21 protein-coding genes and 1 pseudogene are annotated in these 26,287 nt (G+C 63.8%); 16 read left to right on the plus strand and 6 right to left on the minus strand.

From position 1 onward, the window contains the following. Positions 1-38: 38 nt before the first annotated feature. The 3 genes from GWG65_RS14865 (at position 39) to GWG65_RS14875 (ending at position 4,379) form a co-directional block, all read left to right on the plus strand. Entirely contained in the window at positions 39-1,367 is a 1,329-nt protein-coding gene (locus GWG65_RS14865; protein WP_275196304.1) for an FAD-binding oxidoreductase, read from the plus strand. A gap of 12 nt (positions 1,368-1,379) precedes the next feature. After that, positions 1,380-2,306, plus strand: coding sequence for a glyoxylate/hydroxypyruvate reductase A (locus tag GWG65_RS14870; RefSeq protein WP_275196305.1), 927 nt, complete (start codon positions 1,380-1,382; stop codon positions 2,304-2,306). A gap of 201 nt (positions 2,307-2,507) precedes the next feature. Further along, the gene (locus tag GWG65_RS14875; protein ID WP_275196306.1) at positions 2,508-4,379 is read left to right on the plus strand and encodes an ABC transporter ATP-binding protein; all 1,872 of its coding nucleotides are present in this window, start codon (positions 2,508-2,510) and stop codon (positions 4,377-4,379) included. A 91-nt stretch (positions 4,380-4,470) separates the two neighbouring features. Here the strand turns inward: GWG65_RS14875 and GWG65_RS14880 are convergent, their stop codons facing one another. After that, positions 4,471-5,079, minus strand: a complete 609-nt coding sequence (locus GWG65_RS14880) for a TetR/AcrR family transcriptional regulator (protein ID WP_275196307.1) — start codon at positions 5,077-5,079, stop codon at positions 4,471-4,473. 123 nt (positions 5,080-5,202) lie between these two features. Here GWG65_RS14880 and GWG65_RS14885 point away from each other — a divergent pair, with 123 nt between their 5' ends. The 4 genes from GWG65_RS14885 (at position 5,203) to GWG65_RS14900 (ending at position 11,751) form a co-directional block, all read left to right on the plus strand. Then, positions 5,203-6,135, plus strand: a complete 933-nt coding sequence (locus tag GWG65_RS14885; protein WP_275196308.1) for an NAD(P)H-binding protein — start codon at positions 5,203-5,205, stop codon at positions 6,133-6,135. Positions 6,136-6,151: 16 nt separating this feature from the next. Continuing rightward, positions 6,152-7,267, plus strand: a complete 1,116-nt coding sequence (locus GWG65_RS14890; RefSeq protein WP_342760644.1) for an alpha/beta hydrolase — start codon at positions 6,152-6,154, stop codon at positions 7,265-7,267. 319 nt (positions 7,268-7,586) lie between these two features. Then, the gene (locus GWG65_RS14895) at positions 7,587-8,102 is read left to right on the plus strand and encodes a hypothetical protein (RefSeq protein ID WP_275196309.1); all 516 of its coding nucleotides are present in this window, start codon (positions 7,587-7,589) and stop codon (positions 8,100-8,102) included. Positions 8,103-8,421: 319 nt separating this feature from the next. Continuing rightward, complete coding sequence (locus GWG65_RS14900; RefSeq protein WP_275196310.1) at positions 8,422-11,751, plus strand: adenylate/guanylate cyclase domain-containing protein; 3,330 nt, start codon at positions 8,422-8,424, stop codon at positions 11,749-11,751. Between the two features lie 127 nt (positions 11,752-11,878). Here the strand turns inward: GWG65_RS14900 and phaZ are convergent, their stop codons facing one another. Then, complete coding sequence (gene phaZ, locus GWG65_RS14905; RefSeq protein ID WP_275196311.1) at positions 11,879-13,102, minus strand: polyhydroxyalkanoate depolymerase; 1,224 nt, start codon at positions 13,100-13,102, stop codon at positions 11,879-11,881. A gap of 182 nt (positions 13,103-13,284) precedes the next feature. Between phaZ and GWG65_RS14910 the strand changes: the two genes are divergently transcribed. Next, entirely contained in the window at positions 13,285-13,941 is a 657-nt protein-coding gene (locus tag GWG65_RS14910; RefSeq protein WP_275196312.1) for a glutathione S-transferase family protein, read from the plus strand. 294 nt (positions 13,942-14,235) lie between these two features. Here the strand turns inward: GWG65_RS14910 and GWG65_RS14915 are convergent, their stop codons facing one another. Continuing rightward, positions 14,236-14,460: a hypothetical protein gene (locus GWG65_RS14915; protein WP_148743510.1), complete on the minus strand. Its 225-nt coding sequence runs from the start codon at positions 14,458-14,460 to the stop codon at positions 14,236-14,238. A 186-nt stretch (positions 14,461-14,646) separates the two neighbouring features. Here GWG65_RS14915 and GWG65_RS14920 point away from each other — a divergent pair, with 186 nt between their 5' ends. Then, a complete protein-coding gene (locus GWG65_RS14920) occupies positions 14,647-15,015 on the plus strand; it encodes a hypothetical protein (protein ID WP_275196313.1) in 369 nt (122 codons plus the stop codon). 18 nt (positions 15,016-15,033) lie between these two features. Here the strand turns inward: GWG65_RS14920 and GWG65_RS14925 are convergent, their stop codons facing one another. Then, positions 15,034-16,137 carry a mandelate racemase/muconate lactonizing enzyme family protein gene (locus tag GWG65_RS14925; RefSeq protein ID WP_275196314.1) on the minus strand — a complete coding sequence of 368 codons (1,104 nt, stop codon included), beginning with the start codon at positions 16,135-16,137 and terminating at the stop codon, positions 15,034-15,036. 183 nt (positions 16,138-16,320) lie between these two features. Here GWG65_RS14925 and GWG65_RS14930 point away from each other — a divergent pair, with 183 nt between their 5' ends. The 4 genes from GWG65_RS14930 to GWG65_RS14945 all read left to right on the plus strand — a co-directional run bounded on the left by GWG65_RS14930 (position 16,321) and on the right by GWG65_RS14945 (position 20,902). Next, positions 16,321-17,154 (plus strand): AraC family transcriptional regulator, encoded by an 834-nt coding sequence (locus GWG65_RS14930; RefSeq protein WP_275196316.1) that lies wholly within the window; start codon positions 16,321-16,323, stop codon positions 17,152-17,154. A 138-nt stretch (positions 17,155-17,292) separates the two neighbouring features. After that, positions 17,293-18,219, plus strand: coding sequence for an SMP-30/gluconolactonase/LRE family protein (locus GWG65_RS14935; protein ID WP_275196318.1), 927 nt, complete (start codon positions 17,293-17,295; stop codon positions 18,217-18,219). 202 nt (positions 18,220-18,421) lie between these two features. Continuing rightward, complete coding sequence (locus GWG65_RS14940; RefSeq protein ID WP_275196319.1) at positions 18,422-19,015, plus strand: GNAT family protein; 594 nt, start codon at positions 18,422-18,424, stop codon at positions 19,013-19,015. Positions 19,016-19,255: 240 nt separating this feature from the next. Further along, positions 19,256-20,902: a GMC family oxidoreductase N-terminal domain-containing protein gene (locus tag GWG65_RS14945; RefSeq protein ID WP_275196320.1), complete on the plus strand. Its 1,647-nt coding sequence runs from the start codon at positions 19,256-19,258 to the stop codon at positions 20,900-20,902. A 1,081-nt stretch (positions 20,903-21,983) separates the two neighbouring features. Here the strand turns inward: GWG65_RS14945 and GWG65_RS14950 are convergent. Then, positions 21,984-22,826, minus strand: coding sequence for a MoxR family ATPase (locus GWG65_RS14950; RefSeq protein WP_275196321.1), 843 nt, complete (start codon positions 22,824-22,826; stop codon positions 21,984-21,986). Between the two features lie 97 nt (positions 22,827-22,923). Next, positions 22,924-23,164, minus strand: a pseudogene (locus tag GWG65_RS14955) (GlsB/YeaQ/YmgE family stress response membrane protein). A gap of 251 nt (positions 23,165-23,415) precedes the next feature. On the opposite strand from GWG65_RS14955, the gene GWG65_RS14960 reads away from it, so the two are divergent. The 3 genes from GWG65_RS14960 (at position 23,416) to sseA (ending at position 26,287) form a co-directional block, all read left to right on the plus strand. Next, complete coding sequence (locus GWG65_RS14960; protein WP_275196322.1) at positions 23,416-24,591, plus strand: VWA domain-containing protein; 1,176 nt, start codon at positions 23,416-23,418, stop codon at positions 24,589-24,591. A gap of 223 nt (positions 24,592-24,814) precedes the next feature. Continuing rightward, complete coding sequence (locus GWG65_RS14965) at positions 24,815-25,228, plus strand: rhodanese-like domain-containing protein (RefSeq protein ID WP_275196323.1); 414 nt, start codon at positions 24,815-24,817, stop codon at positions 25,226-25,228. Between the two features lie 204 nt (positions 25,229-25,432). After that, positions 25,433-26,287: a 3-mercaptopyruvate sulfurtransferase gene (gene sseA / locus GWG65_RS14970; RefSeq protein WP_275196324.1), complete on the plus strand. Its 855-nt coding sequence runs from the start codon at positions 25,433-25,435 to the stop codon at positions 26,285-26,287.

The following is a 26,287-nucleotide window of genomic DNA, read 5'->3' on the forward strand; positions in this document are numbered from 1 at the left end:
AGACTTGCTTTGATCGAACTGAATATCCGGAGTGTCCCATGTCCCCGCCGCTCACCCGTATAACCAGCGACGATCGCCTGCCGGCGCAGGTGGACGTCGTCGTCATCGGCGGCGGTGTGATCGGCGTCTCCGCGGCCTATCATCTGGCAAAGAAGGGCCATTCCGTCGCGCTCGTCGAGAAGGGCCATGTCGGCGGCGAGCAGTCCAGCCGCAATTGGGGCTGGTGCCGCCAGCAGGGCCGCGCGCGCGAGGAGATTCCGCTCGCCCGCGAGGCGCTTCGGCTGTGGGAGGACATGCAGAACGATGCCGGCGTCGACGCCGGCTTCCGCCGCACCGGCGTGCTGTTCCTGACCAAGAGCAAGGACGAACTCGCCAGTTGGGAGCGATGGGCGGCGATGGCGCGTGAGCAGCAGGTTCATTCGACCATCCTGACGCCGGCCGAAATCGCCGAGCGCCTGCCCGGCACCACCGACAAATGGGTCGGCGGCCTGCACACGCCGAGCGACGGCCGGGCCGAGCCGTCGATGGCGGTGCCGGCGCTCGCGACCGCTGCGCGCAAGCACGGCGTCACCATTCACCAGGGCTGCGCCGCGCGCGGTCTGGAGACGCAAGGCGGACGGGTCAGCGCCGTCGTCACCGAGAAGGGGACCATACGCACGCAATCCGTGCTGCTGTCGGGCGGCGCATGGTCGTCGCTGTTCTGCCGACGCCATGGCATCGAGCTGCCGATTGGCCTCGTCAACGCCACCGCATGCCGGACCACGCCCGGGCCGGAGATCACATCGGGCGCGCTCGGCACCGACTTCTACTGCATCCGCCGCCGCCTCGACGGCGGCTTTACGCTGGCGCTGCGCAACCGCGGCACGGTCGAACTGTCGCCCGATCTCTTTCGATATGCGCGGACCTTCTGGCCGACCTACCTGCACCGCCGCAATGGGTTGAAGCTGTCGTTCGGCAAGTCGTTCTTCGACCAGGTCGTGCGCGGCACGAGCTGGAGTCTTGACAAGCCGTCACCGTTCGAAACGGAGCGCGTGCGCGATCCCGAGCCGGATATGTCGCTGGTCACTGCGGCACTCGCCGCTCTGATCAAGTCGAATCCTGAATTGAAGGATATCGAGATCGCGGAAGCCTGGGGCGGCACGATCGACTGCACGCCCGATACCATTCCGGTGATCGCGCCGGTCGATGCGGTGCCCGGCTTCTTCCTCGCGACCGGCTTTTCCGGCCACGGTTTTGGTATTGGGCCTGCGGCCGGCAAGCTCGCTGCCGACATCGTCACGGGCTCGACGCCGCTGGTGGATCCCGTGGCCTATAGCCACAAGCGCTTGATCGACGGCCGGCGGCTCGCGCCGGTCAGCCCGTTCTGAGAGCTTGGCGGCATGACGGTTCTCTACAAGGCCAACATGGTGCGCGGCGCGGAATGGGCGACGTTCTTCGCGGAGCGCGCGCCGCATATGCCGTTCCGGCTCTGGCCCGACATCGGCGATCCCGCGGACGTGCGCTATCTGGTCGCCTGGGTGCCGCCGGATGACATCGCGGAAAGCTTTCCCAATCTCGAACTCGTCTTCTCGGTCGGCGCCGGCGTCGACCAGTTCGATGCCGCCAGACTTCCACCGCACATTCCGCTGGTTCGCATGCTTGAGCCCGGCATTGCCGAGACCATGGTCGAATACGTCACCATGGCCGTGCTCGCGTTGCATCGCGATCTCCTGCACTTCATCGCCCAGCAGCGAGAGCAGGTCTGGCGCGAGATCCGGATCACACCGGCGAAGCGGCGCCGTGTCGGCGTGATGGGGCTCGGGCAGCTCGGCCTGGCCGTGCTCGAACGGCTCAAGGCGTTCGGCTTTCCGCTTCTTGGCTGGAATCGTTCGCCGCGGGAGATCGAAGGCGTGTCCTGCTATGCGGGTGTGGACGCGCTGCCGGCCTTCCTCGAGCGCACCGACATTCTCGTCTGTCTGCTGCCGCTGACCGACGAGACGCGCGGTATTCTGGATGCGGACCTGTTCGCGCGTCTGCCGCGCGGTGCGGCGCTGGTCAATGTCGGGCGTGGTCCGCACCTGGTTGAAGCCGATGTCCTTAAGGCGCTCGACAGCGGCGCACTGTCGGGTGCGGTGCTCGACGTCACCGAGCCCGAGCCGCTGCCGCCAGGCCATCCGTTTTGGAGCCACCCGCGCATCCTTGTGACTCCACATAATGCGAGCATGACGACGCCGGACACGGCCGTCGACTACGTGCTCGACGTCATCGCGCGTCATCAGCGCGGCGAAGAATTGCCGGGGCGTGTCGATCGTAGCCGCGGTTACTGAGGGTGAGATGGTGATGGTAACATCGGTGCGGCTACGGGCTCCTCATACTTCTCCCGCTTGCGGGAGAGGTCGCGCCGAAGGCGCGGGTGAGGGCTCGTTCCTCATCGGGAGTGTCGCTTGTGGATGCACCCTCTCCCCAACCCTCCCCCGCAAGCGGGGGAGGGGGCGCACCTTCGTCGCCGCACGCGCGAGGATGTTCGCATGAGCATTGGCGCAAGCGCACCTGACCATGTGGTTGCAGAGGCCCAGGCGCCAGTCCTGTCGGTCTCTGGCCTGACCACATCATTCATGCGCGAGCGGCAGTGGCTTCCCGTCGTCCGCAACGTGTCGTTCGACATTGCCGCCGGCGAGACCGTGGCGATCGTCGGCGAGTCCGGCTCGGGCAAGAGCGTCACCGCGCTCTCCATCATGCGGTTGATCCCGAAGGAGAGCGGCCGCATCGACGGCCGCGTCATGCTGGCCGGCCGCGATCTGCTGACGCTGCCCGAACACAGCATGAAGGATATCCGTGGCAACGACGTCGCCATGATCTTCCAGGAGCCGATGACGAGCCTCAATCCGGTGCTCACCATCGGCTTCCAGATCGCCGAGGCGTTGATCTACCATCGCGGCCTGTCGCGCGCGGCCGCTGAGGCCGAAACCGTGCGGCTGCTCGATCGCGTCCGCATCCCGGCGGCGAAATCGCGCTTCCACGAGCATCCGCATCGTTTCTCCGGCGGCATGCGCCAGCGCGTGATGATCGCGATGGCGCTGGCCTGCAGGCCGAAACTGCTGATCGCCGACGAGCCGACCACCGCGCTCGACGTCACCATCCAGGCCCAGATCCTGGAGCTGCTCAAAGAGCTGCAGCAAGAGGAGGGGATGTCGATCCTCTTCATCACCCACGACATGGGCGTGGTCGCCGAGATCGCGGACCGCACCGTGGTGATGTATGGCGGACAGGCAGTGGAGCTTGATGCGACCGCGCGCATCTTCGCTGCAGCCTCGCATCCCTACACCCGTGCGCTGCTCGCGGCCGTGCCACGCCTCGGCTCCATGGACGGACGGCCGCGGCCGATGCGTTTTCCGATCGTGGATAAGGTCACGGGGATGTCGGACGAACCGACCCAGACGCCGGATACGGTCTCGATTGCCGAGCGGCCGCTGCTCGAAGTGTCCAACCTCACCACACGCTTTCCGATCCGGTCGGGATTGTTCGGAAAAGTCTCGGGCCGCGTCCATGCGGTCGAGAACGTCTCCTTTACTCTACGTGCCGGCGAGACGCTGGCGCTGGTCGGCGAGTCCGGTTGCGGCAAGTCGACGACGGGCCGCTCCATCCTCAGGCTGCTCGAGCCGGACACCGGCACCGTTCTCCTCGACGGCCAGGATGTCCTCGGCATGAGCGGCCGCAGCTTGCGCGACTGCCGCAAGCAGATGCAGATCGTGTTCCAGGATCCGTTCGCAAGCCTTAATCCGCGCATGTCGGTGGGAACGGCGATCGCCGCGCCCTTGCTGGCCAACGGTCTCGCCACCGCCTCGCAAGCGCGAGACAAGGTCGCGGACCTCCTCGTCCGTGTCGGCCTGACCCCGGACATGGCCGCGCGCTTTCCACACGAGTTCTCCGGCGGCCAGCGCCAGCGCATCTGCATTGCGCGTGCGCTCACGCTCGGCCCGAAGCTGATCGTCGCCGACGAGGCGGTGTCGGCGCTCGACGTCTCCGTCAAGGCGCAGGTGGTCAATCTCATGCTCGACCTCCAGGCCAGCATGGGACTTGCCTATCTCTTCATTTCCCATGACATCGCGGTGGTCGAGCGCATGAGCCACCGTGTCGCGGTGATGTATCTCGGCGAGATCGTCGAGATCGGCCCGCGTGCCGCCGTGTTCGGCAATCCGCAGCATCCCTACACCAAGAAGCTGATGGCCGCCGTGCCGGTGCCCGACCCCGCACGCCGCGGCGGCGCCAAACGCGAGGTCTCGAATGACGAGATCAGAAGCCCCATGCGCGCGCCCGATTACCAGCCGCCGGTCCGGCAATATCGTGAAGTGTCCCCGGGCCACGTCGTCCAGATCTGGGGCGAGGAGTGGTCGGCCTGAGACGTGAAATGCGTCCTTACGCTCCGTCGCCATGTCGTAGTGAGGTACTACAGGCCGGCCGCTGCCCAAGGCGCGTTACGCAACGGGCGCCTCACGCTGTATGAAGTCTAAGCAATACCGTAGACGCTTCGCTCGCACGTCGCATGATTTCCGTGTTACTCGGCCGGTCCGTGGTCTGGAGCAAGAGGCCCGTCATCAGGTCACCCCATAGCAGTCCCAGGAAAGTGTGGGTCATCGCCTCCGGCTCGCCGGCAAGCAGTCCTGCCGACACGGCGTTCGCGATGATGGTCCGCAATGCTTCACGAATGGGCTTGCGGGCCATCGATTCCAGGGTTTGCGCAACTTTCGGCGCGTTGACTGTTTCGGATATCGCCAGCCGAAACACGGCGACGACGACCGGATCGGTCGTTTCCGTCAGGAGCTTCGTTCCAAATGCGGTGAGTACTTGGCCGAGCGTTGCCCTGTCGCGCAGCGCAGGCAGGTCGACCGGCACCTGTAGCCGCTGCGCGCGCTCGGAGATGCATGCGACCAGCATCGCTTCCTTGTTGCCGAACAGCGTGTAGAGATCCCGCTTCGAAACGCGGGCGCGTGTCGCAATCTCGAGCGTGCTGGTCTGCGCGTAGCCTCCCTCCATGAAGGCCGAAAGGGCCGCGCCAAGGATTCGCTTTCGAACCTCGCGCTCCTCGGCTTCCTTCTCCAACTGCTTGGTCTTCGAGATCATCGACACACTTTTCCGCTTGACTTGGTACTATATGGTACCATATTTAACCCTTAAGGTACCGGATGGTACCGAAAAGCCTTGTAGCAGTAAAGGAGCATTGCGATGACGACAGTTCTCGTGACCTCGGCGGCTGGCGGCACTCAGGGAAGAACGGGCAGACATGTTGCAGAAATGCTGCTCGATCGTGGTGTTGGTGTTCGCGCTTTTGTGCGCAAGCTCGATGAGCGATCCGATCGCCTGAAAACGCAAGGCGCCGAGATCGTTCTCGGCGATTTCCTCGACGCGAGGTCGGTCGATGCGGCCGTTCGGGGCGTCTCGTCGATTTACTTTGCCTATCCCGTCCAGGACGGGCTGGCAGATGCGACCGCGGCAATGGCGCTCGCGGCGCGCAGGCATGGCGTCTCCCGCCTCGTCAATCTCGTCATGTACCAATCCTCGATTGATGCGCCGACGCCGCGCATGCGGCAGAACTATCTGTCCGAACAGGTGTTCGAGTGGGCCGGCGTCGGCCCGGTCCATATCCGCGCCACGGTCTTCTATGAGAACGTCGCGCGTCTCGTCGGGGCGAACCTGCCCGCGAAGGGCGCCCTCCGACTTCCGCTTGGTGATCAGCATACGCTTCTGCCGCTGACCTCGGCCGAGGACGTCGCGCGGATCGCCGTCGGCCTGCTCACCGCGCCGGCGTTGCCGGCGGGAGCTGCGTATCCCGTGATCGGAAGCGTGATCTCCGTCCGCGACGTCGTCGAGACGTTCGCCCGTGTCCTCGAAACGGACATGCACTACGAGGAGATCACCGACGAGCAGTGGCGAAGCGAGGCTCTTGCGCGGGGCTGGAACGCGCATGCGGTCGAGCATCTCTCCTCGCTCTGGAAGTCGCTGCGCGCTGCGAGCGCCTCGGCGGAGGCAGGACGCTTCAGTGCGTCGGACACGATCGAAAAGATCGGCGGCGCCAAGCCCAAGACGTTCGAGCAGTTCATTCGCGAGCGATGGTCTGAACTGGCGCAGCCGTCATCTGCCGCCGGCGCAACAGCCTAGCCGGAGGAGAGAGCCCATGAACAGACGCCAGCTGCTGGCCGGAGCACTGGTGCCGCTCGCGTTGCAGGCGACGCCTCGAATTCTCTCATCGAACTCATTCGCGGCAACTTCGGAACGGGAGGGAAAAATGAGCAAGACGACGCAGCGGATCGTCGTGTGCAACGGCATCCACCTCAACATCGCCGAACAAGGCGACGGGCCGATGGTGCTTCTGGTGCACGGCTTCCCGGAATCCTGGTATTCCTGGCGACGCCAGATCGATGACCTCGCGGCTGCAGGCTTCCGCGTCGCCGCGCCCGATATGCGCGGCTACGGCAAGAGCGATGCACCGCAGGCAATCGACCAGTACACGATCCTAAATCTTGTGGGTGACATGGTCGGTATTCTCGATGCCCTGGGTGCGCAGACCGCGGTCATCGTCGGCCATGACTGGGGCGCCAGCGTCGCCTGGCAGGCGGCGCTCACGCGGCCCGATCGGTTCCGGGCGATTGCCGCACTCAGCGTCCCTTTCCGGCCCCGCGGCAAGACGCTGCCGACCAGTCTCATGCCGCGGACCGAGAGCGCACAATTTTATCAGCTCTATTTCCAGGAGCCGGGGCCTGCCGAGGCGGAGTTGGAGCGCGATCCGCGTGCGACCATTCGCAACATGTTGTTTGGTGCCTCCGGAGATGGCGTCGCGGCGGCGCGTGCAGCCGTCGCGGCCGGGGGGCCCGCGCCGAACCTCGGCATGGTCCCAAAAGGTGGCGGATTCCTGCAAGGTCCCGGCGCCCCGGCAACCTTGCCGCCCTGGATCAACGAAGCCGACATCGACTTCTATGGCGAGGAATTCAAGCGCCGCGGCTTTCGCGGGGCGCTCAACTATTATCGCAACATCGATCGCAATTGGGAGATCACGGGCGCGTTGTCCGGCCTGCAAGTGTCCGTGCCGGCGCTCTATATCGCGGGCGACCGCGATTTCGTGGTTGCTTTCCCGGGGACCGAACAGATGCTCGCGAACATGAAGACTCTGGTCCCCGGCCTGCGCGGGATCAGGATGCTTTCCGGTTGCGGCCACTGGACCCAGCAGGAGCGGCCGAACGAGGTCAGTGCCGCGCTCATCGAATTCATTCGCGCTCTTCCGAACCGCTCATGACCTCCGGAAATTGTGACCGGATGGAGCGACAGAGAACGGCGGTATGTGAACCGTCTCATATTCCATCACTCTATTTCGAGCTACCACTCCCGCAAGAAATTGCCACACCCGAAGCGAACTCACAGACACGGGTGAGATGCAATGCCTGCGAAGCCGCGTGCTCGCAGCTTTGGATTGGCCCTCGTCTTGCTCACGAGCAAGCCAACACCATCACTCAGAACAGATATTCAGACATTGGAATCAAGGGCATCGCGAAAACGCGTCCACGATCTCTTTTCGGGGTCGGCCGGTAGGCTGCTATTACCTGAGGAGTTCCCCAATGAAGATAAGCAATGCAATTTCCAGCGCATTATCCGTAACCGGATACGTCGGCAATCTCCGGATCGCTCGTTCTGATCTGATCAAAGCGGCCCATCTTCTTGAAAGAATTGGGCTCGCAGCCATCGGGGCATCTTGCGGCCTCTATGTGGGTGCGACGTTGTTGCGTCAGCGAGGTGGACTGTTTGAAGGCGGCTGGATCGTGCTGCTAATGATGCTCTACGGAGCTCTTAGCTGTTATGTCGGAATTGATCTGTCTTGCAATGTTGCCCGGAAGTCCGTTCCGAGCATCTCGGAAGAATGGAACGGTTCCGAGGTGGCTGAGATCATGAGCGCGGCAGGAACGTTCGGCGCCGCGATTGCAGCAACTCTCTCCGTCAGTATCCTTGTCCTTGATCAAAACCTGCCCAATGGCCTGATAGGCTTTGTTGCCGGCTCTTGGGTAGTTGGCTCTTCGCTTCAAGTCGCGGCGGGAACGATGGCTCGTACCTACGAAGCCCCTATGGACAAGGAATGAAGAAAGCGGTGCTCACGGAAAGACATCTGTTTGGCGTCGTGACGTGGGCACAAGACGCAAGTGTTTGGATTCGGATCCAGTCTGGAAGTGAGTAGCTGACGACCTTTCGCAACCTCAGTAGCCAAACGTTGCGTGCCGTCGATTTTTAGTGGTGCGACCGTTCGCATCGAGCACTATCCATGGAAGCGGTATCGGCACTGAGCAGCCTAATTTGTCGCACAACAAACAAGGCGTGCCATCGTGGTCATGTTGAGATATTGTCCCCGCGTGCCGTGGTCCAACATTCTGCTAACCGCCAACCACACGATCGGTGGAGTCAATGCAGATTGCGGAGTGGCTCGAGAAGCTTGGGCTTGGACAATACGCGGAGCGTTTTGCCCAAAATGGGATCGACATGGGCGTCCTTCCCGAATTGATGGACGAGGACTTCGATAAGCTCGGAGTCCTGCTCGGCCATCGCCGTAAGATGCTGCGTGCTATTGCCGACCTCGACCCAGCCGCGTTGATCGCCTCGCCCGCTCCTCCTCATGACGCCGAGCGGCGCCACCTCACCGTTATGTTTTGCGATCTGGTCGGCTCGACTGCGCTCTCGGCGCGTCTCGATCCCGAGGATATGTGGGAAGTGATCCGGGCCTACCGCGCCGCCTGCGCGAGCGTCATTGCTGCCTATGACGGCAAGATAGTCAGGTTCGTCGGTGACGGAATACTCGTCTATTTCGGCTATCCCCGCGCCCACGAGGATGACGCGGAGCGCGCAGTGCGAGCGGGCCTAGACGCCATCACAGCGATTAGTCGGCTCAAAACAGGCGCCGACGAGCGGGTTGAACTGCGGATCGCAATCGCGACCGGGCTTGTGGTGGTCGGCGACCTCATCAGCGGCGATGCGTCGGAAGAGCACGCAACGGTCGGCGACACACCAAATCTGGCTGCCCGGCTCCAGAGCTTGGCGGAACCGGGGGCGGTCGTCGTTGCGTCGTCGACGCGCCGGCTGCTTGGCGATCTCTTCACTTTTCGCAATCTCGGCCGCCGCGAGGTCATGGGGATATCCGAACCCATCGCGGTCTGGGCAGTCGAGGGGGCGAGCGCATCGGAGAGTCGCTTCGAGGCGGTCCGCGCGGCGCGCTCGATCGGCTTTGTCGGCCGCAAGGAGGAGATTGAATTCACGCTCTCGCGCCAGCGGCTCGCATGGCAGGGGCAGGGCCAGATGGTGTTGATTTCTGGCGAAGCGGGCATCGGCAAGTCGCGCATTGTCGCAACGCTGTCCGAAAGTCCCGCTTTGGGGGCGCACCGCCGGGTGCGGTATCAGTGTTCGCCCTACCACACCAACAGTGCGCTTCATCCCTTTGTCGCGCAGATCGAGCGCGCCGCCGGCATCTGCTCGCACGACACGCCCGGGCAAAAGCTCGACAAGCTTGAGGCAATGCTGGCGCTTGGAACACGGCAGGTCGCCTCAGCGACACCCCTCATTGCGGCCCTCCTTTCGATTCCAACCGGCAACCATTGTCCACCACTCGGTTTGAGTCCAGCGCAGCAGCGGCGACAGACATTTGCCGTCCTTCTCGATCAACTTGAGGGGCTGGCGCGAGAGCAACCCCTGCTGGTTGTCTGCGAGGATATGCATTGGGCCGATGCCACGACGCTTGAACTTTTCGATCTCGGGGTCGACCGGATCAGGGGACTGCCGATACTCGTGCTCATGACAGCCCGGCCAGAGTTCGAGCCTTCCTGGTCGGGCCTTGCCAACGTCAGCCTGGTGCGGCTCGACCGGCTCGATCGGCAGGACACGCGCGCGCTGGTCGAGCAGGTGACCGTTGGTCGCCAGCTGCCGCGCGAGATGATGAAGCAGATCATCGACAAGACGGACGGCATCCCGCTATTCGTCGAAGAACTGACAAAGATGGTGCTGGAGTCCGGACTGCTCGTCGAAGATGCCGGGCGCTATCGCCTCGGTCATCCGCTCCCGCCGCTCGCTATTCCCGCGACGCTACAGGATTCGCTGATGGCGCGGCTCGACCGGCTGGCTCCGGTCAAGGAGGTGGCGCAGATTGGCGCCGCTATCGGTCGCGAGTTCTCATACGCGCTGCTGAGATATGTGGCAGGACGGGATGATTTGACGCTTAGCGCTGCGCTACAGCAACTCGGAGAGGCCGGACTGCTGGTGTGTCGCGGGGCTCCTCCAGAAGCAGACTATAGTTTCAAGCACGCTCTCGTTCAGGAAACGGCCTACGAGAGCCTGCTTAAGAGCAAACGGCAGGTGCTTCACGCGCGCATCGGTGATGTCCTGCGTGAAAAGTTTCCGATTGTCGCTGAGACTGAGCCTGAAATTATAGCACGCCACTTCACGGAGGCCGGGCTGAGCGAGGCCGCCCTCGAGTGGTGGCGCAAGGCGGGCCAGCAGGCGTTGAAACGTTCGGCCTATTCCGAAGCGATTGCACATCTCGGCAAGGCGATTGCCACCGCCGATGAGCTGCCCGATGAGCCGGGCCGGTTGATGAGTAGGCTGCATCTTCAAATCGCATATGGCCGCGCATTACGAGGCAGTCTCGGGCACAGCGCCCCGGAAACGGTGGCCGCATGGACGCGCGCCCGACAGATCGCGGCCGATATCAATGATGCGGTTGAACTTGCGCCAGTCCATTCGGGCCTCTTCAATGCCTGCCTGACACACGGCGAGTTCGCTCCGATGCGGGAGCTGGCGGATTCCATCATGAGCGCCGCTGATCGACGACCGGACTCGCCGGTGGCCGCGGTAGTTGCGCATTGGACGGGCGGAGTCACCTCCTGGTTCGGGGGCGACTACTTGAACGCGAGAACGCATCTTGAGCAGGCACTAGCGATCTATGGTGCCGAGCCGGATCCCTCGGCGTTTAGGGCCTCGGCGCTGGATCTCCCGTTTGTGATCATGAGGTTTCTTGCCCTGGTGCTTTGGCCGCTTGGCAGCATCGCTCGCGCGCGCCGGCTTGCCGCTGAAGCAGTGAGTGCCTCAGGAGAAAAGCGGGCGCTTTCCCGGGCCAATGCGCTTGTTCATCGCGCCGTATTCGACGGGCTGTGCGGGGGCTTGTTGCAGCAAACGGAGACCATCCTGGCGCTCGCTCTCGCTCGCGACCATACGATGCCGCTTTATGTGGCCGCCGGGACCTATCTGAATGGCCTGGCCAAGTGGCGTGGCGGCGATCGAATGGCCGGACCGATGGAAATGCGTCGCGGCTGGACCTTGCTGCATGAGAATGACTGCTACCTCTGTGAGCCGTTTTGGGGGATGCATGTGGCCGTGGCGGATGCAGAGGCGGGCCATCTCGAAACCGGGCTGGAAATCTTGAGCGAATTGATCGCATGGACGGCCCAATCCGGCCAGCATTGGCTTGATGCCGAGCTGCATCGTGTCCAAGGGGAGCTCTTGTTGCGTCACGACTCCCCGGCCGATTCCATGGCTGAAAATGCCTTCAATCGCGCGCTGGAGGTCGCACGACACCAACAGGCGAGGACTTTTGAGCTGCGCAGCGCCCTTGGACTTGCGCGCCTGCACAAGAAGAATGGCCGAGTGGGCGCAGTGTCCATGGTGCTGGCTCCCGTGCTCGCTGAATTCGATGTGGAGCGAGATCTTCCAGAAGTTATTGAAGCCAAGGAACTGCTCGAGAAAGAGCGTTAGCCACGTGCCGTTTCTCTAGCTGGTCGTGGCGAGAGAGGCATCTCGATCGTTCCGCCCGCATCTTCGAAGCTCGACGCCCAATTGCCCGCTGGTTCGCGGCGCGACGTGTGGGCGAGGGAATGCCGCCTCACGAATTGACGTGCACGAAATCCCGCAGCAGCGGGTAGATCTCGTTATTCCAGCGCTTGCCGGAGAACACGCCGTAATGGCCGACGCCGGCCTGCATGTGGTGCACCCTGCGATAGGCGCGCACGCCGGTGCAGAGGTCTTGCGCGGCGAGTGTCTGGCCGATCGAGCAGATGTCGTCCTTCTCGCCCTCGACCGTCATCAGCCCCATGCGGCTGACGGCCTTGGTGTTCACGGGACGGCCGCGATGCATCAGCTTGCCTTGCGGCAAGAGGTGCTCCTGGAATACGTCGCGCACGGTCTCGATGTAGAACTCCGCCGGCAGGTCCATCACGGCGAAATATTCGTCGTAGAAGGTTTTGATGCTGGCGGCCTTCTCCTTCTCGCCCTTGGCGATGTGATTGGCGAGATCCATGTGCTGTCTGATATGGCGCTCGAGATTCATCGAGACGAAGGCGGTGAGCTGCACGAAGCCGGGATAGACCTTGCGGAGCGCGCCTCGGCACTGCATCGGCACGTAGTTGATCAGATTGCTCTCGAACCAGTCGATCGGCTTGCTCTTGGCGAACTCGTTGACCCTGGTCGGCTGGATGCGCGTGTCGATCGGGCCGGCCATCAGCGTCAGCGTCGCCGGCCGCGAGGGGTGATTGTCCTCGCACATGATCGCAGCGGCCGCGAGCGCCGATACCGACGGCTGGCAGATCGCGACCATGTGCGGGCGCGGCCCGAGTTGTCCGAGAAAGTCGATGAGGTGCTCGGTATAGTCGTCGAGCCCGAAGCGGCCTTCGCTGCGGGGAATGTCGCGCGGATTGTGCCAGTCGGTGATGTAGACGTCGTGGTCCTGGAGCAGCGTCTTCACGGTGCCGCGCAACAGCGTTGCGAAATGGCCGGACATCGGCGCCACCAGCAGCATGCGCGGCTGCTCGCCCACGTCCTTTTTCCTGAAGTGCAAGAGCGAGCCGAACGGCGTCGCGTAGGCGATCTCCTCGGTGACGGTGACCTCGCGATTTCCGACCATGACGCTGTCGATGCCGTAGGCCGGGCGGTGATAGGTGAGGGTGGAGCGCGAGATCAGCTCCAGCGCGGCGGCGAGCCGGCCGACGACCTGATCCGACATGCCCTGCGGCACCAGATTGAGAAATCTGAGCGCGGACGAAGCTCCCGATCGCCACGGCGCCGTCAGGTCCATCTGGTTCTGAAAAGCTTGATAAAACATCGACATCATACTGAAGTGCCCACCTGTCCCATGTTGTCATGCAATATCGGAGCCAAACCTCAATCAAATCGCCCGGAAAACTGGCACATCGCTTGCTCTTCAAGCGCAGTGAACACACGGGAAAGCACAGGCAATGGGCACGCCCGCGGGCCGGGCGGGCTGCCAGTGTCAGGCGTGAGGGAAGGGGCCATATGGCGAAAGCGACACTGACCATCAGCAGCAAGAACTACTCGTCCTGGTCGCTGCGTGGCTGGCTGCTGACGAAGTTTTCAGGGCTCGATTTCGAGGAGATCGTCACCGCGCCGGACGACGCCTCAGCGCGGGCCGAAATTCTGCTGCTGTCGTCCTCGATCCTGGTGCCGTGCCTGCGGCACGACGGCGCCACGGTCTGGGATACGCTGGCCATCGCCGAATATCTCAACGAGGTCATGCCGGAGGCCGGGCTATTGCCGGCCGACCGTATCCAGCGCGCCCATTGCCGCTCGATTTGCGGCGAAATCCATTCCGGCTTCACCACGCTGCGCGCCTCGCTGCCGGTCAATCTGAAGGGGCACTTCCCCGGCTTCAAGATCTGGTCGCGCGCGCAGGCCGATATCGACCGGATCTGTGCGATCTGGCGCGACTGCCTGGAGCTGTCGGGCGGTCCGTTCCTGTTCGGCGAGAAGCGCACCATGGCGGATGCGATGTACGCGCCCGTCGTGACGCGCTTCGTGACCTATAACGTCAAGCTCGAGCCGCGGCTCCAGGCCTATGCCGATACCATCATGGCCATGCCCGAGATGAGGGAATGGGTCGCCGCGGCCAAGGAAGAGCCGGCGGAGATCGAGGAGCTCGAGGTCGAATATTAGGCAGCTCTGTCCCGCCTTGCCTGTTTAGGCGGCGCGGACCTTCCGCGGTGCTGCCGGCCATTGTGCGATTGCTGCAGTTAACCTTTGGTGCCCGCTTGGCCCTGCGCCCGCCCGCGCCTCTCACAGATATGGTACGCACGAGCGGCGCGGCTGGCGACATCTAGCCGTGAACAGGCGTGGACGACGCCTCACGGCTGATTCGGACGTGATTCGTTCGGGCCGCGTTCCGAAGGTTAAAGCGGCGCGCGGCGCCGTTGCATTTTGGGACAAATGGGTCCTGAGACAAACCCGCCGTCAGGCCACTCCGCGCTGCTTCACGCGCGGCAGGCGCCAGCCGATGACGGTTGCTTCGACCGCGATGCCGGCGTCGTGGTTCTGCCAGCGTCCCTCGACATAGCGGCAGGCGAACGGCAGCTGATACGTTCCGCTGTGATCCTCGCACAGCACTTCGAGCGGCATGCCCGGAGGCGGTTCTCCGGCGCCATCGAATTCCGCCAGACGTCTATCGCGCGTTGCCATTCCAAAAAACTCCCCTAATGAAACTCGGAAAGCGGCAGAGCGCCCACTTCGCCACATCCCGATCATCGCTCCCCGTCCAGGGAACAGGTGCAAGCTCAACGCGAGAATGCGGTACGAGTGTGGTAGCGTCCGGCCGCGGCGTGCAATCAGCGCAAATTGCCGTGATTGATGTGATGAGGAACCTGCATGCTGCTTCGAAACGCCGGCGTTTGTGTCGCGATGTTGCTGCTCGCCACGCTGGCGCCTCTGCCGCTCCGCGCGCAGGACGTGCCGGGGATCGAGATCTGCACGGTCGAGAAGACCATGGAGCGGCGCACCAGCTGCCTGCAGAGCAACGTCGATTTCCTGCAGAAGACAATCACCAAGCTCACCCTCGACCACCAGCAGAAGTTAGACGCGGCCAATCGTCAGATCGACGCGCTGAAGACGATGGCGGCCGGCTTGCAGAAGACAGTCAGCGACTTCCAGGCCGCGCAGGCCAAGGCGGCCGAAGAAGCAAAGAAGAAAGCCGACACGAAGGATGCGCCGCCGGCGGCCAAGGACGCGACGAAATAGGCGCGCCGACGCTTGCGATCACGCAACGCGATATCGTTCCATCACGCTGTGATCTGGTTCAAAGCCGAGCCCCGGGCCAATCGGTACCGCGACATGGCCCGAAGCATCGGCATCGGCGCGGCCGCTCCAGAGGCAAGCCTCGCGCTTCAGGTAGAACATCTCGACGAGCCCGTCGTCGCGTAGTGCCAGGAGATGCAGCGTCGCCAGCAGGCCCGGACCGAAATAGGGGGAATGCGGGGCGATCCTGACGCCGAGCTGATCGGCCAGGCTCGCCACCTTCAGAAACTCGGTAATGCCGCCGACTTTGATCACCGACGGCTGGGCGTGGCTCACCGCGCCCGCACTCATCATCTGGCGGAATTGATATTCCGTGCAGGCGTTCTCGCCGGCGGCGATGGCGAGCCCGCCCTTGCTGCGCACCTCGGCGAGCGCGACAAAGTCCTCCGGCGGCCAGACCGGCTCCTCCAGGAAGGCCGGTTGCGCGTCCCGACATGTCTTCGCGAACGCGATCGCCTGCTCGGCGGTGAGCGGGCAATTCATGTCAACCATCAGCGGAATGTCGGAGCCGAGCGCCGCGCGCGCGGCAAACACCGCCGGCGCCGTAGTCTCGTGCAGCTTGATCGCGCCATAGCCGAGCGCGAGCGCCTTCCTGCATTCGGCGGCGATGTTGTCGGGCGAACCGATCCGCAACAGGCTCGCATAGGCGGGAATGGCCGTGCGCCTGCTCTCTCCGAGCAGGCGATGAAGCGGCAGCCCCTTTATTTTCGCAGCAAGATCCCACAATGCGATGTCGAGCCCGGAGATCGCGAACATGGTGATGCCGTAGCGGCCGAACAGATGCAGGTTGCGCTGGATCTGTTCCATGACCGCGGGAATGCCGGCCGCATCAGGAACCTCCAGCCCTCGGGCCTGCGGCGCGATCATCTCCTCGACGGCACTGCGCGTGGTGCGGGGGCAGACATAGGCGAAGGCATCGCCCCAGCCGGTCAGCCCGGCGTCGGTCGCGACCTCGACGATCACCATATCGAGGGCGGTGATCGCCGCGGCGCCCTGGCGGAAGCTCGCAACCCCGGCGTCATAGGGGATGCTGATATGGTGTGCCCGAACATCGGTGATCTTCATGATGACACGTTTCCTCCTGCTTTCTTGTGAGCGGTTCAGGAAAGGTCCTGAGTGTAGACTTGAATCGGCGCACGTTGCCAGTGGCTGTGCCGGCGCTATCCTTTGCGGGACCGCAACGCCGGTCAAGCGAGGCTCCGGCATTGCGCGCAGGATCGCCATGCTTCGAACGAGGGCCGAGACGTCATGAACCCAGCCCAGCGCGCGCTCTGGTACATCGAGAGCCATCTGGCCGAGCCGCTCACGCTCGACGAGATTGCTGCGATCGCCGGCGTGTCGCGGTTCCATATGGTGCGCGCGTTTGCCGCGGCCACAGGGGTTCCGGTGATGCGCTACGTGCGCGCGCGGCGGCTGTCAGAGGCGGCGCGTCTTCTTGCGAAAGGCGCGCCCGATATCCTGTCACTCGCGCTGGAGGCGGACTACGGCTCCCACGAAGCCTTCACCCGCGCGTTCCGCGACCATTTCGGTCTGACCCCCGAAGCGGTGAGGGCGGCAACGTGCATCAAGCATCTCAAGCTTCAGGAGCCGATCCTCATGGATTCCACGATGCTCGACCATCTTGCACCGCCGCGTTTCGAAACCGCAAAAGCCTTCCTCGTTGCGGGGCCCGCCGAGCGCATTTCCTGCGACAACGGCGCCATCATCCCCGGCCTTTGGCACCGCTTCCACCAGGAGGTCGCCGACATTCCCGCGCGCAACGGTAATGTTGCCTATGGCGTCTGCTGCAATAGCGATGATGCCGGCAATTTCGATTATATCGCCGGCGTCGAGGTCGCCGATTTCTCCGATCTGCCGCGCCGCTTCGGCCACATCCGCATTCCCGAGCAGCGCTATGCGGTCTTCACGCATGCGGGCCATGTCGCCGCGATCCGCCGGACCGTCAACACGATCTGGAATCAATGGTTGCCCGCTTCCGGCCTGAAGGCCGCGGACGCGCCGAATTTCGAGCGCTATGATGAGACCTTCGATCCCGCGACCGGCAATGGGGGCTTCGAGATCTGGGTGCCGGTGAAGGAGTAGCGCCGCGCAACGCTGGCATACCATCCCGCTTGCTTGGCAAGCTTCGGCGACTTTGCCATAACCGCTGGCAAATCTTGCCTGCGGGGCCCCGTGCCGGACATCCGGGCAAGGCATAACAAGCAGCCGGGAGGTCCAAAAATGTCCAACGTCCGTGTTCTCGCCACCGACCTCGAATTTCCTGAAGGGCCGGTCGTGATGCCGGACGGCTCGGTCGTGCTGGTGGAGATCCGCGGCCAGCGCCTGACCCGGGTTTATCCCGACGGCCGCAAGGAGATCGTCGCGAAGATTCCGGGTGGCCCGAACGGCGCCGCGCTCGGGCCCGACGGCAAGATCTACGTCTGCAACAACGGCGGCTTCAGCTGGATCCCGACCCGCAACATGATCATGCCCGGACCGCAGCCCGACGACTATCTCGGCGGCTCGATCCAGCGCGTCGATCTGCAATCGGGGAAGATCGAAACCGTCGTGACCAAATTCGGCGAGCACGATCTGCGCGGGCCCAACGATCTCGTGTTCGACAGGCAGGGCGGCCTCTGGTTCTCCGATCTCGGAAAACGCCGCGCGCGCGAGATGGACGTTGGCGGCATGTACTATCTCAAGCCCGGCATGAAGGAGATCATCGAGGTCGTGCACGGCGTGCTGCCGGCCAACGGCATCGGTCTGTCGCCGGACGAGAACACCGTCTACATCGCCGAGACGCCGACCGGGCGGCTCTGGGCCTACGAGCTTTCGGCGCCCGGCACGCTCAAGCCGCGCGACGCGATCTATCGCGGCGAACGTGGCAAGCCGATCTGCGGGCTCGGCGGCTACCAGATGTTCGACTCGCTCGCGGTGGAAGCCGGCGGCAATGTCTGCGTCGCCACCCTCGTCTCCGGCTGCATCTCGGTGATCGCGCCGGACGGAACGCTGGTCGAGCAGGTCCCGACCGGCGACCGCGTCACCACCAACATCGCCTTCGGCGGCCCCGAGCTCAAGACCGCCTACATCACGCTGTCCGGCAAGGGCGAGCTGATCGCCATGGACTGGCCGCGCGGCGGTTTGCCGTTGAATTTTTTGAACAAGTGAGCCAAGCCGTCATTGCGAGCAAAGCATAGCTACCAGCAGACCCTCACCCTGAGGAGCGCGCTCTTGGCGCGCGTCTCGAAGGGCGAGGCCACCGGCCGGGCCTTCATCCTTCGAGACGCGCGTTCCGCGCTCCTCAGGATGAGGATCTGACAGTCTGGATTGCGTCGCTTCGCTCCTCGCAATGACGTAAGGAGACTTCAAAATGCCCTGGCCTGATCCCATCACCCTGCGTGGACAGCACGCCCATCTCGAGCCGCTGTCGCATCAGCATCGCGAGGGGCTGATCGAGGCTGTGAAGGACGGCGAGCTCTCAAAGCTCTGGTACACCGCGATCCCGACGCCGGAGAACATGACCAAGGAGATCGATCGCCGGCTCGGCCTTCAGGCCGCGGGCTCGATGCTGCCGTTCACGGTGTTCGACGGTAGCGGCAAGATCGTCGGCATGACGACCTACATGAACATCGATGCCGCCAACCGCCGCGTCGAGATCGGCTCGACCTGGTATGGCAAGAGCGCGCAGCGCGGGCCGCTCAACACGCAGTGCAAGCTCCTGCTGCTCACCCACGCCTTCGAAATCCTGGACTGCATCGCGGTCGAATTCCGCACCCACTTCTTCAACCACCAGAGCCGCCGCGCCATCGAGCGCTTAGGGGCTAAGCAGGACGGTATTTTGCGCAGCCATCAGGTCGCGCCGAACGGCACGCTGCGCGACACCGTGGTCTACAGCATCACCGCCGCCGAATGGCCGACGGTGCGCACGCATTTGAATTATCAACTCAACGACAAGCCGCGCTAGCAATGATATGCACCAGATTGGCCGCGAGTCCGATCACCTCTCCCATGGGGAGAGGTCGGCGCGAAGCGCCGGGTGAGGGGAGCGGTCTCTCGTGGGACCTGAATCCCTCACCCGATTCGCTCTGGACGATGCTTCGCATCGCCAGGAGCAAATCGACCTCTCCCTCCGGGAGAGGTGAAGAACGCCCGCTTCTGGCACCGGTTCAATCGAGACTTATTGCGCGCTAAGGACGCAGGCACCATGGACAGATTTGACTATGTGATCGTCGGCGCGGGCTCCGCCGGTTGCGTGCTCACCAGCCGGCTGAGCGAGGATCCCGCGACCAGCGTCTGCGTGCTCGAGGCCGGGCCGAGCGACTGGCATCCCTACATCCATTTGCCGGCCGGCTTCATCAAGACCTTCCACATGAAGAGCATCAACTGGGCCTACCAGCAGGAGCCAGGGCCCTGGACCGGCGGGCGCAGCATCTACGCGCCGCGTGGCAAGACGCTCGGCGGCTCGTCCTCGATCAACGGCCACATCTACAACCGCGGCCAGCGCATGGATTTCGACACCTGGGCGCAGATGGGAAATCGCGGCTGGGGTTACGCCGACGTGCTGCCCTACTTCAAGCGGCTGGAGAAACGGGTCGGCGAGGGCGAGGACATCTATCGCGGCCGCGACGGCAACCTCATCGTCACCACCATGGACTGGCGCGATCCGCTCTGCGAAGCCTTCATGGAAGGCGCGATGAGTCTCGGCATTCCCCGCAATCTCGATTACAACGGCAAGACCCAGGAAGGTGTCTCCTACTGCCAGCGCACCATCGACAAGGGTCTGCGTGTCTCCGGCTCGACCGCGTTCCTCAAGCCCGCGATGAAGCGGCCCAACGTGCATGTGCGCACGCATGCGCATGCGACCGAGATCATCTTCGAAGGCAAGCGCGCGGTGGGCGTGCGCTACATGAAGGGCGGCCGCGGCGGCGCGCCGGTCGAGGTCCGCGCCAACAAGGAAGTCATCCTCTCCGGCGGCACCTATAATTCGCCGCAGCTGCTCCAGCTCTCCGGCATCGGCTCGCCGGATCTGTTGCAGGCCCACGGCATCGCCGTGCGTCATGCCCTGCCGGTCGGAGAAGGCCTGCAGGACCATTACGCACCACGCACGGTGGCGCGCGTAAAAGACATCAAGACCATCAACGAGCTCCGCCGCGGCGTCTCGCTCTGGATCGAGGCGCTGAAATGGGCCACGACGCGCCGCGGGCTGCTGTCGCTGTCGCCGACCATGGTCTATTGCTTCTGGCACTCCGGCGAGAGCGCGGAGAGCTCGGACTTGCAGCTCACCTTCACGCCGGCGAGCTACAAGGAGGGCGTACAGGGGCAGCTCGAGGACGAGCCCGGCATGACCGTCGCCTCCTGGCAGCAGCGCCCGGAGAGCCGCGGCTACGTCCGCATCCGTTCATCTGATCCATTCGCCCCGCCGATCATCCAGACCAACTATCTCGACGCCGAGCACGATCGCCGCGTCATCGTCGCCGGCATGAAGCTCGCGCGGCGCTTGCTGAAGTCTGCGCCGCTTTCGCCCTATTACGCCTACGAGGATTTCCCCGGCCCCAACGTCAACACCGACGGCGAATTTTTGCACGCCGCCACCGAGCGCGGCACCACCACCTTCCACCCCGGCTGCACCTGCCGCATGGGCCCGGCGGATTCCACCTGGGCGGTGGTCGACGATCAGCTCCGCGTCCACGGATTGCAAGGTCTCCGCGTGATCGATGCCTCCGTGATGCCGCGCATGATCTCGGCAAACCTCAACGCCGCGACCATGATGATCGCCGACCGCGCCTCGGACCTGCTCCGCGGCAAGCAGCCGATGGAAGCCGCGCGCGTGCCTGATACGGCGGTGGCGTGAGCTTCGTAGCCCGGATGGAGCGCAGCGCAATCCGGGACGATCGCGTCCGTTCGCACGCCATTTCCCGGATTACGCTTTCGCTCCATCCGGGCTACGATCGGCAGATGTGACGTGCCCGTCGGGCAAAACACCACAAAACGCGTCAACCCCTCGAAAATATTCCACTTTACCGAAATTCGGAATTGCGGCATAAGTCGAAACAGCCCGGCCTACGGAAGAGGGGCGGTTCGCGAGTCGTTCGAAACGCGGGCCGGGTTGCGGTGGACGCGGCAGCGTCGGGCGCGAGAGGCGTGGGCAGGGCGGATTGCTCTCCGTGAGCCCAAGGCTTCGTGCCGACGAGCGGCGCTGTCAGGTTCGTCTCGCCAGCATTCTTCCGCAACGTCGACAAGGCCGGGAGATAATGCGGCGAGCAAGCGGACCGTGCGTACGGCAAAACCGTGTGGTCCTGGCCGTCGTTGCTACGGTCAAGCTCTTGCGGAGGCGGCATTCGCGTCAACCGGCGCGGTGTCGGCGACTTTCGCTGGGGTGAGGGAGGCCAGAAGGAATTCGGCTCCCGGGAGAGCACGGCATAAGCCGTCCAACCACTGCGCAGGGAAGGCCGAGTGTTTAGGCTTCACCTGTATGCCGCTGTGCAGTCCTTTTGCGCTACATGCGCACAGCGGACCGTGGGTGCCGAGCCGGCACCCGGCCTTCCCTGCGCCCTCTTTTTCTGAGGGTGCGAAGGAGACAGCAAAGCTCGGGCGGAATGCACCGCGAGGATGCGAAGGCGTGTCTTCGGTGTGAAATGCGAGTGGGAGAATGGCGACGATGCACCCTTGCTCCGTCATTGCGAGCGCAGTGAAGCAATCCAGTCTGTCTCCGCGGAGGAATTCTGGATTGCTTCGCTGCGCTCGCAATGACGAGGTGGAGAGAGCGTGCCCACACTCTCGCTGTCATCGCCCGGCTTGACGGGCGATCCAGTATTCCAGAGGCGGTTGTGGTTGAGCCGAGAAGCCGCGGCGTACTGGATTCCCCGCCTTCGCGGGGAATGACACCGGTGATTGGAACGACGGCGCAGTACTATCGGGAGCGAGCTCGCGCCTCACACTTCCCGCCGGCTCAAGAACGCCAGCCGTTCGAACAAATGCACGTCCTGCTCGTTCTTGAGCAGCGCGCCGTGCAGCGGCGGGATCAGTTTGCGCGGGTCGCGTTCACGGAGCTGTTCGACGCTCATGTCCTCGTTGAGCAGCAGCTTCAGCCAGTCGAGCAGCTCGGAGGTCGAGGGCTTCTTCTTCAACCCGGGCACTTCGCGCACCTCGAAGAAGATGCGCAGTGCTTCTTCGACCAGGCGCTTCTTGATGCCGGGAAAGTGGACGTCGACGATGCGGCCCATGGTGTCGGCGTCGGGGAATTTGATGTAATGGAAGAAGCAGCGGCGGAGAAAAGCGTCCGGCAGCTCCTTCTCGTTGTTGGAGGTGATCATCATGATCGGGCGCTGCTTGGCCTTGATGGTCTCGCCGGTCTCGTAGACATGGAATTCCATGCGGTCGAGCTCGAGCAAGAGGTCGTTGGGGAATTCGATATCGGCCTTGTCGATCTCGTCGATCAGGAGCACTGGGCGCTGCTCGGCGGTGAAGGCGTCCCACAGCTTGCCGCGCTTGATGTAGTTCTTGATGTCGGAGACGCGGGCGTCGCCGAGCTGGCTGTCGCGCAGGCGCGACACTGCGTCGTATTCGTAGAGGCCCTGCTGCGCTTTGGTGGTGGACTTGATGTGCCAGGTCAGCAGCGGCGCCTTCAGCGCCTTCGCCACTTCCTCGGCCAGCACCGTCTTGCCGGTGCCGGGCTCGCCCTTGATCAGCAGCGGGCGCTCCAGCACGATCGAGGCGTTGACGGCGATCTTGAGGTCGTCGGTCGCAACATAGTCCTTGGTGCCGGTGAATTTCATCGCGCGTCCTTGTTTGGTCGTCGGCCGAGACATGGCTCTGGTCGCGACATGGGAACGGCCGCGCAAGGCGGCGGCCGTTCCTGGTTCGGTCAGGCTTTCAGACCCGTTTTATCAGCGAAAGGATGACGAGCACAATCACCGCGCCGATGGTGGCGTCCACCGCCGAACGTGCCGCTGGCGAGCTCGATGTGCAGCTGGGGCAGGACCCAGCCCGCGACCAGCGCGCCGATGATACCGACGACCATGTTGCCGATCAGCCCAAATCCCGCACCGTGGACAATTTTCCCGGCGAGCCAGCCTGCGATGGCACCGATGATGAGTGCTGCGACAATTCCCATTGCAAACGTCCCCAAAACAACCCCTCGAGGCCGCTAATTCTAGAGCAAAAAGCTGCCCGGTCCACCCGCGCTCGCGATTTCGCTTCACCTCTCCCCAGCGGGGAGAGGTCGATTTGCGCAGCAAATCGGGTGAGGGGGCGCCGGCCTCACGAGAGAGCGAAACCCCTCACCCGGCGCTATGCGCCGACCTCTCCCAATGGAGAGGTGGAGCGCCCCTTGACGTTCGCCATCCGACGGGCAATCTGTCACTCATGTTCCTGCAATTCTTCACCTCATTGCGCGACGCACAGGTCCCCGTGACGCTGCGCGAATACCTCACGCTGATGGAGGCGCTCGACGCCGACCTTGCGGACTATACGGTCGAGAATTTCTACTATCTGTCGCGCACCTCGCTGGTGAAGGACGAGCGCAACCTCGACAAGTTCGACCGCGTCTTCGGCACCGTGTTCAAGGGGCTGGAAAGCCTGCTCGACGCCATGGAGGGGGCCGAGATCCCCGAGGAGTGGCTGAAGAAGCTGGCCGAAAAATACCTGACGGAAGACGAGAAGAAGCAGATCGAGGCCATGGGCTGGGACAAGCTCATGGAGACCCTGAAGAAGCGGCTCGAAGAGCAGAAGGGCCGGCACCAGGGCGGCAGCAAGTGGATCGGTACCGCAGGCACCTCGCCGTTCGGCGCCCATGGCTATAATCCCGAAGGCGTCCGCATCGGCCAGGAGAAGAACCGCAACAACCGCGCCGTGAAAGTGTGGGACAAGCGTGAGTTCAAGGATCTCGACGGCAATGTCGAGCTCGGCATCCGCAACATCAAGGTCGCGCTGCGCCGCCTGCGCAAGTTCGCCCGCACCGGCGCGCCTGACGAGCTCGATCTCGACACCACCATCCGCGAGACCGCCAATCATGGCTATCTCGACGTGCATATGCGCCCCGAGCGGCGCAATGCGGTGAAGCTCCTGGTGTTCTTCGACATCGGCGGCTCGATGGACGCGCATGTCGAGCAGGTCGAGGAGCTGTTCTCGGCGGCGAAGAGCGAGTTCAAGCACATGGAGTATTTCTACTTCCACAACTGCCTTTATGAGGGCGTGTGGAAGCAGAACAAGCGCCGCTTCACCGACCGCACGCCGACCTGGGACGTGCTGCACAAATATCCGCACGATTACAAGATCGTGTTCGTCGGCGATGCCTCGATGTCGCCTTACGAGATCATGGTGCCCGGCGGCTCGGTCGAGCATGTCAACGAGGAGCCGGGCTCGGTCTGGCTCGACCGCATCATCCGCACCTATCCGCATTCGGTGTGGCTCAACCCAGTACAGCAGAAGCACTGGGACTATTCGGAATCCACCACCATCATCCGCCGCATCTTTGCGGGCCGTATGTTCCCGATCACGATCGAGGGGCTCGAGGGAGCGATGAAGGAGTTGACGCACTGATACATGATTTGGCCGGCTGCATTGCCGACGGCACTGCGCTCCCTCCCCCGCTTGCGGGGGAGGGTTGGGGAGAGGGTCTCTCCACGAGCGAGGCTCCCCAAGAGGAGAGAGCCCTCACCCGCCGCGCTCTTCGAGCGCGTCGACCTCTCCCGCGAGCGGGAGAGGTGGCTTCCACCTCCGGCAGATCGCTTGGGGATGACGACGTAACAAGAGGGAGAACCACATGCCCCAGACCATCACCCGCGGCATCAAGGCGCTGATCGACGAGGCCAATGCCGAGATCGAGACGCTGACCGCCAAGGACGCCATCGAGATCTCCAAGAACGGCGACGTCGTCATCGTCGATATCCGCGACCCCCGCGAGATCGAGCGCGACGGCCGCATCCCCGGCGCGTTCGCCTGCACCCGCGGCATGCTCGAATTCTGGATCGATCCCCAGAGCCCCTATGCCAAGCCGGTGTTCCAGGAGGACAAGAAGTTCGTGTTCCATTGCGCCGGCGGCCTGCGCTCCGCACTCGCTGCCAAGACCGCGCAGGACATGGGCCTCAAGCCCGTCGCCCACATCGCCGGCGGCTACGCCGCTTGGCGCGACGCCGGCGGACCGGTGGAGATGTGGGAGCCGAAGAAGAAGGGGTGAGGGAGATGCGCTGCCCCTCCAATCTCCAGCGTCATTCCCCGCGAAAGCGGGGAATCCAGTACGCCGCGGCCTCTCCGTTCAATCACAACCGCCTCTGGAATACTGGATCGCCCGGTCACGCCGGGCGATGACAGCGGAGTTGGACGCGCACCGCTTCAGCCTCGCTCACGCTGCGCACGCCCCGGAATGACAAGGACATAATGAATGACCACAGCCGATCCCCTCGTCTCCACCGAATGGCTCGCCGCCCACATCAACGACGCCAACGTCAAGCTCCTCGACGCCAGCTTCAAGCTGCCGGGCGTGCTGCCGCTGCCGAAGGACGACTATCTCGCCGCGCATCTGCCCGGTTCGGCGTTCTTCGACGTCGATGCGGTGTCGGACCATTCCAATCCGCTGCCGCACATGTTTCCGAGCGCCGAGCAGTTCGGCCGCGACGTCGGCAATCTCGGCATCTCCAACGCCGACACCGTCGTGATCAACGATGCTGGCGGCTGGGTCGCAGCGCCGCGCGCGTGGTGGATGTTCCTGTCCTATGGCCACAACAATGTGCGCATCCTCAATGGCGGCCTGAAGAAGTGGCGCGCGGAGGAGCGTCCCGTCGAGAGCGGCGAGGTGAAGCCGAAGCCGGCGATCTTCAAGGCGAGCTATGACGCCAAGCGCGTGCGCAGCATCGAGCAGATGATCGCGAATGTCGAGAGCAGCAAAGAGCAGGTGATCGACGCGCGCGCCGCCGACCGTTTCGAGGGCCGCGCGCCGGAGCCGCGGGCGGGCATCCGCTCCGGCCACATCCCCGGCGCCCGCAACGTGCCTTATAATCTGTTGTTCGATGCCGCGACCGGAACGATGAAGCCGCTTGATGACCTGCGCGCCGCCTTCACCGGCGCCGGCGTCAAGTTAGATGCGCCGATCGTGACCAGCTGCGGCTCCGGCGTTTCGGCCGGCGTGCTGACGCTGGCGCTCTATCGCCTCGGCATCACCGACACCGCGCTCTATGACGGCTCCTGGTCGGAATGGGGCCAGGCCGGCGGCCCGCCGGTCGCGACCGGACCGGCGTAA

Source organism: Bradyrhizobium sp. CSA207, from assembly GCF_029051685.1.
Classification (GTDB): Bacteria; Pseudomonadota; Alphaproteobacteria; order Rhizobiales; family Xanthobacteraceae; genus Bradyrhizobium.